We start from the raw sequence: 426 nt of genomic DNA on the forward strand, positions 1-426 counted from the left end.
CTTTTTCGGCATTGCGGTGTCATCAATGACTAATACCGCATCCTTGCCGCCGACAAGCCGATCCGCCTGGTTGAGCAGCTCAGATTCCAGCGGTGATGCGTCCCAGACACCTTCGACGATGAAATGGGATCTTGAGCGCTTGGTCCCGGTAGCCGAACGTACTGCACCGGCTGCGCTGGCTGTCGGCATTGAGACCATTGCCAGCAACTTGACGCCGGACGCCGCGACGAAGTGCCTGCAGAGCCCGCGAATTCACTTCGGCACGCGACTTGCTCTCTTTGCCGCATCATCACCAATCCCAGTGCGATGGTCTTCGGGACGGACTCGGCGCGCGTCGGTGTTAGCGTCTGGTCCGCCCCGACGGTTTTGCTGCGCGATAACTTAAGGGCGCTCGGTCGTGGACCGAGAAAATACAGGGACGTGTTG

General features: G+C 59.9%; 1 pseudogene. It reads right to left on the reverse strand.

Annotated elements, in window-relative coordinates:
* Positions 1 to 165 (reverse strand): annotated as a pseudogene (locus tag I6F28_RS37175) (transposase); the annotation flags it as partial.
* Between the last annotated feature and the right edge of the window lie 261 nt (positions 166 to 426).

The sequence above is a fragment of the Bradyrhizobium sp. NBAIM14 genome, from assembly GCF_020193895.1.
GTDB lineage: Bacteria > Pseudomonadota > Alphaproteobacteria > Rhizobiales > Xanthobacteraceae > Bradyrhizobium > Bradyrhizobium yuanmingense.